The organism is Pseudomonas sp. 2VD, from assembly GCF_005503585.1.
GTDB classification, from domain to species: Bacteria; Pseudomonadota; Gammaproteobacteria; order Pseudomonadales; family Pseudomonadaceae; genus Pseudomonas; species Pseudomonas aeruginosa.
Map to the genome: position 1 here is coordinate 1 of NZ_SCND01000248.1, position 9,197 is coordinate 9,197.

Sequence of the window (9,197 nt, forward strand, 5' to 3'; positions counted from 1 at the left end):
GCCTAGCGTACTCTCCGACGCTCGTGCCGCGCCTATTCGTGAACCCGCGCGGGTATGCCGGTGAAAAGCCTCCGCCTCTCGCCGTGACCTGCCTCGCGAAGCGCGGCGGATCGACGCGCCCGGGGAACTTCGCCGGCGCACGCGGGTCGGTTTCCGCGATGCGAACAGCGAATGGACAGAGCGTTTGTCAGGAGCGACATTGCCGGGGCTTGCCCGGCGCAAGGGGGAGGGCCGCGCCCGGCGTGGGTGGCGGCGCTGGGTCGGTGGGCTGCTGTTGCTGCTCGGCGCGCTCGCCAGCGGATGTTCGAACGCGCCGCGCAACGCCGCCGGCGAGGACACCAGCCAGGGTTCGATGCGCGCCGGCGAATTCCTCCAGACCGATGCCGATCGCATGGCCACCCTGGCCATGCGCGACAACCTGCAAAGCCTCTACCAGTTGCTCTGGAAGCTGTACAAGCGCAATCCCGCCGAATGGAAGAAGACCGGCCTGCCGAGCCAGGCCGACGCCGAGCTGGCGATCCGCCGGGCCATCGAGCAGAACCGCGAACTCAGCGACCTGGGCGGCCGCCGCGACATCGCCGCGCTGTCCTATTCCCTCGATCCGGCGTTCAGGGGCGACCGCGTCGGCGCCTTCATCTATTCACTGGCCAGCATGCTGATCACCGCCCATGGCGGGCGTACCGAGTTCTACGTCTACCAGGGGATCGACGCGCAGTACGTCTACAACGCCGCGCGCAACGTCGAGGTCGCCACCTGGATGCTGGCTACCCGCAAGGACGACAAGGGCGCCCCGTTGCTGCTTTCCAACGCCCTCACCGACGACGCCAGCAACCTCAGCTACGCCCGCGAGTTCGCCAAGATCGTCGCGCGCCTGGACCTGCTCGCCGAGGTGCTCGGCGAACGCTACCGGCGGATCAGCGTGAACTACGCCCAGGGACTGCTGTTCATGCATTTCCTGCCGGTGCAGTGAGCCGATGCTCCCGGGGTGAACGAATATGTCGCAGCACGGTAAGTGTTTTGCCTTGCCGGCTCGTTAAGCTCTGTCGGATATGACCGGCGGGTCGCTCGCCGAAAAAGGGCGGTTCCCGGTCAGCCTTTGCTGTGCGCCTGCCTGCCTGGATTAATGCTCAGCTTCTGCTGAACTTCATGGACGCAGCGAGGGTCGGTCCGAAGGTGCGTTGCTCGCGACCTTTCCCGCGAACCGCTCGCCTCCATGAAATAACAAGCCAAGCGGAGTACAACCATGGCGTTCTTCACCGCGGCCAGCAAAGCCGATTTCCAGCATCAACTGCAGACGGCACTGGCGCAGCACCTCGGCGACAAGGCGTTACCACAAGTCACGCTGTTCGCCGAACAGTTCTTCAGCCTGATCTCCCTCGATGAACTGACCCAGCGTCGGCTTTCCGACCTGGTCGGTTGCACCCTTTCCGCCTGGCGCCTGCTGGAGCGCTTCGACCGCGACCAGCCCGAAGTCCGCGTATACAACCCCGACTACGAGAAGCACGGCTGGCAATCCACCCACACCGCGGTGGAAGTGCTGCACCCGGACCTGCCGTTCCTGGTCGACTCGGTGCGCATGGAACTGAACCGCCGCGGCTACAGCATCCATACCCTGCAGACCAACGTCCTCAGCGTGCGCCGCTCGGCCAAGGGCGAGCTGAAGGAAATCCTGCCCAAGGGCACCCAGGGCAAGGACGTCAGCCAGGAATCGCTGATGTACCTGGAGATCGACCGTTGCGCCCACGCCGGCGAACTGCGGGCGCTGGAGAAGGCCCTCCTGGAGGTGCTCGGCGAAGTGCGCGTGACCGTCGCCGACTTCGAGCCGATGAAGGCCAAGGCCCTCGAATTGCTGGCCTGGCTCGGCAAGGCCAAGCTGAAGGTGCCGGCGGAGGAGCTGAAGGAAGTGCGCAGCTATCTCGAATGGCTGCTGGACAACCACTTCACCTTCCTCGGCTACGAGGAATTCAGCGTCGCCGACGAGGCCGACGGCGGGCGCATGGTCTACGACGAGAAATCCTTCCTCGGCCTGACCCGTCTGCTGCGCGCCGGCCTGAGCAAGGATGACCTGCACATCGAGGACTATGCCGTCGCCTACCTGCGCGAACCGGTCCTGCTGTCCTTCGCCAAGGCTGCCCATCCGAGCCGCGTGCACCGCCCGGCCTACCCGGACTACGTGTCGATCCGCGAGCTGGACGGCAAGGGCCGGGTGATCCGCGAGTGCCGCTTCATGGGCCTGTTCACCTCCTCGGTGTACAACGAGAGCGTCAACGACATTCCCTTCATCCGCGGCAAGGTCGCCGAAGTGATGCGGCGCTCCGGTTTCGACACCAAGGCCCACCTCGGCAAGGAACTGGCCCAGGTGCTGGAAGTACTGCCGCGCGACGACCTGTTCCAGACCCCGGTGGACGAGCTGTTCAGCACCGCCCTGGCGATCGTCCGCATCCAGGAGCGCAACAAGATCCGCGTGTTCCTGCGCAAGGACCCCTACGGTCGCTTCTGCTACTGCCTGGCCTACGTGCCGCGCGACGTGTATTCCACCGAGACGCGCCTGAAGATCCAGCAGGTCCTGATGGAGCGCCTGCAAGCCAGCGACTGCGAGTTCTGGACTTTCTTCTCCGAGTCGGTGCTGGCCCGCGTGCAGTTCATCCTCCGCGTCGACCCGAAGTCGCGCATCGACATCGACCCGGCGCGCCTGGAGGAAGAAGTGATCCAGGCCTGCCGTTCCTGGCAGGACGACTACAGCAGCCTGGTGGTGGAAAACCTCGGCGAGGCCAAGGGTACCAACGTCCTGGCCGACTTCCCGAAAGGCTTCCCGGCCGGCTACCGCGAGCGCTTCGCCCCGCACTTCGCGGTGGTCGACCTGCAGCACCTGCTCAGCCTCTCCGAGCAGCGCCCGCTGGTGATGAGCTTCTACCAGCCGCTGGCGCAGGGCGAGCAGCAACTGCACTGCAAGCTGTACCACGCCGACACCCCGCTGGCCCTGTCCGACGTCCTGCCGATCCTGGAGAACCTCGGCCTGCGCGTGCTCGGCGAATTCCCCTACCGCCTGCGCCACCAGAACGGCCGCGAATACTGGATCCACGACTTCGCCTTCACCTACGCCGAAGGGCTGGACGTGGACATCCAGCAGCTCAACGAGATCCTCCAGGACGCCTTCGTCCACATCGTCAGCGGCGACGCCGAGAACGACGCCTTCAACCGCCTGGTGCTGACCGCCAACCTGCCGTGGCGCGACGTCGCCCTGCTGCGTGCCTACGCGCGTTACCTGAAGCAGATCCGCCTGGGCTTCGACCTCGGCTACATCGCCAGTGCGCTGAATGCCCACACCGACATCGCCCGCGAGCTGGTGCGGCTGTTCAAGACCCGCTTCTACCTGGCGCGCAAACTCACCGCGGAAGACCTGGAAGACAAGCAACAGAAGCTGGAGCAGGCGATCCTCGGTGCCCTCGACGAAGTCCAGGTGCTCAACGAGGACCGCATCCTGCGGCGCTACCTCGACCTGATCAAGGCAACCCTGCGGACCAACTTCTACCAGCCCGACGGCAACGGCCAGAACAAGAGCTACTTCAGCTTCAAGTTCAACCCGAAGGCCATCCCGGAGCTGCCCAGGCCGGTGCCCAAGTACGAGATCTTCGTCTACTCGCCGCGCGTCGAGGGCGTGCACCTGCGCGGCGGCAAGGTGGCTCGCGGCGGCTTGCGCTGGTCGGACCGCGAGGAAGACTTCCGCACCGAGGTGCTCGGCCTGGTCAAGGCCCAGCAGGTGAAGAACGCGGTGATCGTGCCGGTCGGCGCCAAGGGCGGCTTCGTCCCGCGCCGCCTGCCGCTTGGCGGTAGCCGCGACGAGATCCAGGCCGAGGCGATCGCCTGCTACCGGATCTTCATTTCCGGCCTGCTCGATATCACCGACAACCTCAAGGAAGGCGAAGTGGTGCCGCCGGCCAACGTGGTCCGCCACGACGAGGACGATCCCTACCTGGTGGTCGCAGCGGACAAGGGCACGGCGACCTTCTCCGACATCGCCAACGGCATCGCCGCCGAGTACGGCTTCTGGCTCGGCGACGCCTTCGCCTCGGGCGGCTCCGCCGGCTACGACCACAAGGGCATGGGGATTACCGCCAAGGGCGCCTGGGTCAGCGTGCAACGGCACTTCCGCGAGCGCGGCATCGACGTGCAGAAGGACAACATCAGCGTCATCGGCATCGGCGACATGGCCGGCGACGTGTTCGGCAACGGCCTGCTGATGTCGGACAAGCTGCAACTGGTGGCCGCCTTCAACCACATGCATATCTTCATCGACCCGAACCCGGACGCCGCCAGCAGCTTCGTCGAGCGCCAGCGCCTGTTCAACCTGCCGCGTTCGAGCTGGGCCGACTACGACGCCAAGCTGATCTCCGCCGGCGGCGGGATCTTCCTGCGCAGCGCCAAGAGCATCGCCATCACCCCGGAAATGCAGGCGCGCTTCGACATCCAGGCCGACAGGCTGGCGCCCACCGAGCTGATCCATGCGCTGCTCAAGGCGCCGGTCGACCTGCTCTGGAACGGCGGTATCGGCACCTACGTGAAGTCGAGCAAGGAAACCCACGCCGATGTCGGCGACAAGGCCAACGACGGTCTGCGCGTCGACGGCCGCGAGCTGCGCGCGAAGGTGGTGGGCGAGGGCGGCAACCTGGGCATGACCCAACTGGCGCGGGTCGAGTTCGGCCTGCACGGCGGCGCCAACAATACCGACTTCATCGACAACGCCGGCGGCGTGGACTGCTCCGACCATGAGGTCAACATCAAGATCCTGCTCAACGAAGTGGTGCAGGCCGGCGACATGACCGAGAAGCAGCGCAACGCGCTGCTGGTGAAGATGACCGACGCGGTCGGCGCCCTGGTGCTGGGCAACAACTACAAGCAGACCCAGGCGCTGTCCCTGGCGCAACGCCGCGCCCGCGAGCGGATCGCCGAGTACAAGCGGCTGATGGGCGACCTCGAGGCACGTGGCAAGCTCGATCGCGCCCTGGAGTTCCTGCCTTCCGACGAGGAGCTGGCGGAACGCATCAGTGCCGGCCAGGGGCTGACCCGCGCCGAGCTGTCGGTGCTGATCTCCTACAGCAAGATCGACCTCAAGGAATCGCTGCTGAAATCGCTGGTGCCGGACGACGACTACCTGACCCGCGACATGGAGACCGCCTTCCCGGCATTGCTGGCGGAGAAGTTCGGCGACGCCATGCGCCGCCATCGCCTGAAGCGCGAGATCGTCAGCACGCAGATCGCCAACGACCTGGTCAACCACATGGGCATCACCTTCGTGCAGCGCCTGAAGGAGTCCACCGGCATGAGCGCGGCCAACGTCGCCGGGGCCTACGTGATCGTTCGCGACGTGTTCCACCTGCCGCACTGGTTCCGCCAGATCGAGAACCTCGACTACCAGGTGCCCGCTGATATCCAACTGACCCTGATGGACGAACTGATGCGTCTCGGTCGCCGCGCCACCCGCTGGTTCCTCCGCAGCCGCCGCAACGAGCTGGACGCGGCGCGCGACGTGGCCCACTTCGGCCCGCGCATCGCCGCCCTCGGCCTGAAGCTCAACGAGCTGCTCGAAGGGCCGACCCGCGAGCTGTGGCAGGCGCGCTACCAGACCTACGTCGACGCCGGCGTACCGGAACTGCTGGCACGCATGGTGGCCGGCACCAGCCACCTGTATACGCTGCTGCCGATCATCGAGGCGTCCGACGTGACCGGCCAGGACACCGCGGAAGTGGCCAAGGCCTATTTCGCCGTGGGCAGCGCGCTGGACCTGACCTGGTACCTGCAGCAGATCACCAACCTGCCGGTGGAGAACAACTGGCAGGCGCTGGCCCGCGAGGCGTTCCGCGACGACCTCGACTGGCAGCAGCGGGCGATCACCGTCTCGGTGTTGCAGATGCAGGACGGACCGAAGGAGGTCGAGGCGCGCGTCGGCCTGTGGCTGGAACAGCACCTGCCGCTGGTCGAGCGCTGGCGGGCGATGCTGGTCGAACTGCGTGCCGCGTCGGGTACCGACTACGCCATGTACGCCGTGGCCAACCGCGAGCTGATGGACCTGGCGAGCAGCCAGCACGGTGTCTGCATCCCCTGATGCGAGCGGCCTGACGGCAAGCAAGAGCCCCGCCTGAGTGCGGGGCTCTTTCATTCTGGCGCGGCGAAAACCTGCGGTGTTTGCGGTGGCTGAGGCGCTGCGCGGCGACAAATGTCCGGCGCCCGGCGTTAGCCCGGAAAGGACAACCTGACTCACAGATTTAATAAATATTTAGTTATTAGAAACTCTATTAATAGGTTCATATGGATCTATGACTTCTCCGCTTCGTATGCCTTGGCCGGGATCCTGTCGATCGCATAAACCCCCGGCAGCCCGTACTTCCTTCCCCGCCCGGTGAGTTTTCCGATGACGTCGCGGCGGTCACGCGGGAGGCAAGAGCAGGCAAAAGGACACCATGGCGTCATGTATGTGCCTAAAAATTGACAGTTTCCGCTTAAAAAATTAGCAATTAGCATATTTAGTCATTAGATTGACGTTAATCGCCTGCGGCTGCTTTGGCCGTGCCCGCACTGTCAGGGATTCGACGTTGCCATCGGAAACCGCATCCATGCTCCCGACCTGCCGCTTCGGTCGGTATCGACCCTGCCGCGTAGGCTGGGCATGCGGTTCAGCAAGAAAGGAATCGCCGTGCTGCGTCTGCCGTCCCGCCGTAACATCCTTCGACCCATCGAACGCCCGCTCGCCTGGCTTGCCGGCCTGGCGCTGGCGCTTTGTGCCGGCGCTGCCGCAGGGGCTGCCGGCGGGCCGTCCAGCGTGGCGTTCTGGTACGCCGAGCGGCCGCCGCTGGCCGAGCTTTCCCAGTTCGACTGGGTGGTGCTCGAAGCGGCGCACCTCAAGCCGGCCGATGTCGGGTATCTGAAAGAGCAGGGCAGCACGCCCTTCGCCTATCTGTCGGTCGGCGAGTTCGACGGCGACGCCGCCGCCATCGCCGATAGCGGCCTGGCCCGGGGCAAGAGCGCGGTCCGCAACCAAGCCTGGAACAGCCAGGTAATGGACCTCGCCGCGCCGAGCTGGCGGGCGTACCTGCTCAAGCGCGCCGCGGAGCTGCGCAAACAGGGCTACGCCGGCCTGTTCCTCGATACCCTGGACAGCTTCCAGCTACAGGCCGAGGAGCGCCGCGAGGGTCAGCGCCGGGCGCTGGCCAGTTTCCTCGCCCAGCTGCATCGCCAGGAGCCGGGCCTCAAGCTGTTTTTCAATCGCGGTTTCGAAGTGCTGCCGGAGTTGCCCGGCGTCGCGTCGGCGGTGGCCGTGGAGTCGATCCATGCCGGTTGGGACGCCGCTGCCGGGCAATACCGCGAGGTGCCCCAGGACGATCGCGATTGGCTGAAGGGTCACCTGGATGCCCTGCGCGCCCAGGGCATGCCCATCGTCGCCATCGACTACCTGCCGCCGGAGCGGCGCGACGAGGCGCGCGCGCTCGCTGCGCGCCTGCGTAGCGAAGGCTACGTGCCGTTCGTCAGCACCCCGGCGCTGGACTACCTGGGGGTGAGCGACGTCGAGGTGCAACCGCGGCGCATCGCGCTGCTCTACGATCCGCGCGAGGGCGACCTGACCCTGAGCCCCGGCCACGTCTACCTCGGCGGCCTGCTCGAATACCTCGGTTATCGGGTCGACTACCTGCCCACCGACCAGCCGCTGCCCGAACGTCCGCTGAGCGGTCTCTACGCGGGGGTAGTCACCTGGATGACCAGTGGACCGCCGCTGGCCAGCGACGCCTTCGACAACTGGATCGCTGCGCGTCTCGACGAAAAGGTGCCGGTGGCGTTCCTCGCCGGCCTGCCCACAGAGAACGACGGCCTGTTGCAGCGCCTGGGTATTCGCCGGCTGTCGCAGAAGCTCAAGGTCAAGCCGAGCACCGAGACCCACGACCAGGCGCTGCTGGGCGCCTTCGAAGCGCCGCTGGTGATCCGGGTCCGCGACCTGCCGGCGCTCACCGTACTCGATCCGGCGCGGGTGACCCCGGCGCTCAAGCTCAAGGGCGACGGCAAGGAGTATGTGCCGGTGGCGACCGCCGACTGGGGCGGCTTCGCCCTGGCGCCCTATGTGCTGGAGGAGGGTAGCGAGCACCGGCGCTGGATCCTCGATCCGTTCGCCTTCCTGCGCAAGGCCTTGCGCCTTGCGCCGCTGCCGAGTCCCGACGCGACCACCGAGAATGGCCGGCGCATCGCCACCGTGCACATCGATGGCGACGGCTTCGTCTCCCGTGCCGAGGTGCCCGGCAGTCCCTATGCCGGCCAGCAGGTGCTGGAGGACTTCATCAAGCCCTATCCGTTCCTCACCTCGGTCTCGGTGATCGAAGGCGAGGTCGGGCCGAAGGGCATGTACCCGCACCTGGCCAGGGAACTGGAGCCGATCGCCCGGCGCATCTTCGCCGACGACAAGGTCGAGGTCGCCAGCCATACCTTCAGCCATCCGTTCTTCTGGCAGCCGCAACTGGCCGAGCAGGGCGAGAACTTCGAGGCCCAGTATGGCTACAAGATGGCCATCCCGGGCTACGACAAGGTCGACTTCGTACGCGAGGTGATCGGGGCCCGCGACTACATCGAGCAGCGCCTGACCACCCCGCGGAAGCCGGTCAAGATGATCTTCTGGTCCGGCGACGCGCTGCCCGACGCCGCCACCATCAAGCTCGCCTACGACGCCGGGCTGATGAACGTCAACGGCGGCAATACCGCGCTGACCCGGGCCTTTCCCTCGCTGACCGGACTCTACCCGCTGATCCGGCCCACCCGCGGCGGCGTGCAGTACTACGCGCCGATCATCAACGAGAACGTCTACACCAATCTCTGGCAGGGGCCGTACTACGGCTTCCGCGGCGTCATCGATACCTTCGCCCTGACCGACAGCCCGCGCCGCCTGCGCGGCCTGCACCTGTACTACCACTTCTATTCGGGGACCAAGCAGGCCTCGATCCGCACCATGCACCAGATCTACGCGGCGATGCAGGCGGAGCATCCGTTGTCGCTGTGGATGAGCGACTACATCCCGCGCCTGGAAGGCCTGCATCGCGCCAGCCTGGCCAAGCGTGCCGATGGCAGCTGGCAGTTGCGCGGCTTCGCCGCCTTGCGCACGGTGCGCCTGGACCCGGCGCTGGGTTGGCCGGACCTCGCTCGCTCCACGGGAGTCGCGGGCG

At 66.2% G+C, this 9,197-nt stretch carries 3 protein-coding genes; all 3 read left to right on the top strand.

Annotation, left to right across the window (positions count from 1 at the left end; translation table 11 throughout):
* Window positions 1–199: 199 nt before the first annotated feature.
* The gene (locus FFS27_RS22615) at window positions 200–970 is read left to right on the top strand and encodes a hypothetical protein (protein WP_003116459.1); all 771 of its coding nucleotides are present in this window, start codon (window positions 200–202) and stop codon (window positions 968–970) included.
* A 273-nt stretch (window positions 971–1,243) separates the two neighbouring features.
* Entirely contained in the window at window positions 1,244–6,103 is a 4,860-nt protein-coding gene (gene gdhB / locus FFS27_RS22620) for an NAD-glutamate dehydrogenase GdhB (protein ID WP_021265022.1), read from the top strand.
* Between the two features lie 561 nt (window positions 6,104–6,664).
* A partial coding sequence (locus FFS27_RS22625; RefSeq protein ID WP_137952219.1) for a bifunctional glycoside hydrolase 114/ polysaccharide deacetylase family protein occupies window positions 6,665–9,197 on the top strand: 2,533 nt, incomplete at its 3' end.

What these genes read in the sequence shown, in the direction of transcription:
- gdhB (WP_021265022.1), top strand. Translation starts at nt 1,244, where the DNA reads ATGGCGTTCTTCACCGCGGCCAGCAAAGCCGATTTCCAGCATCAACTG.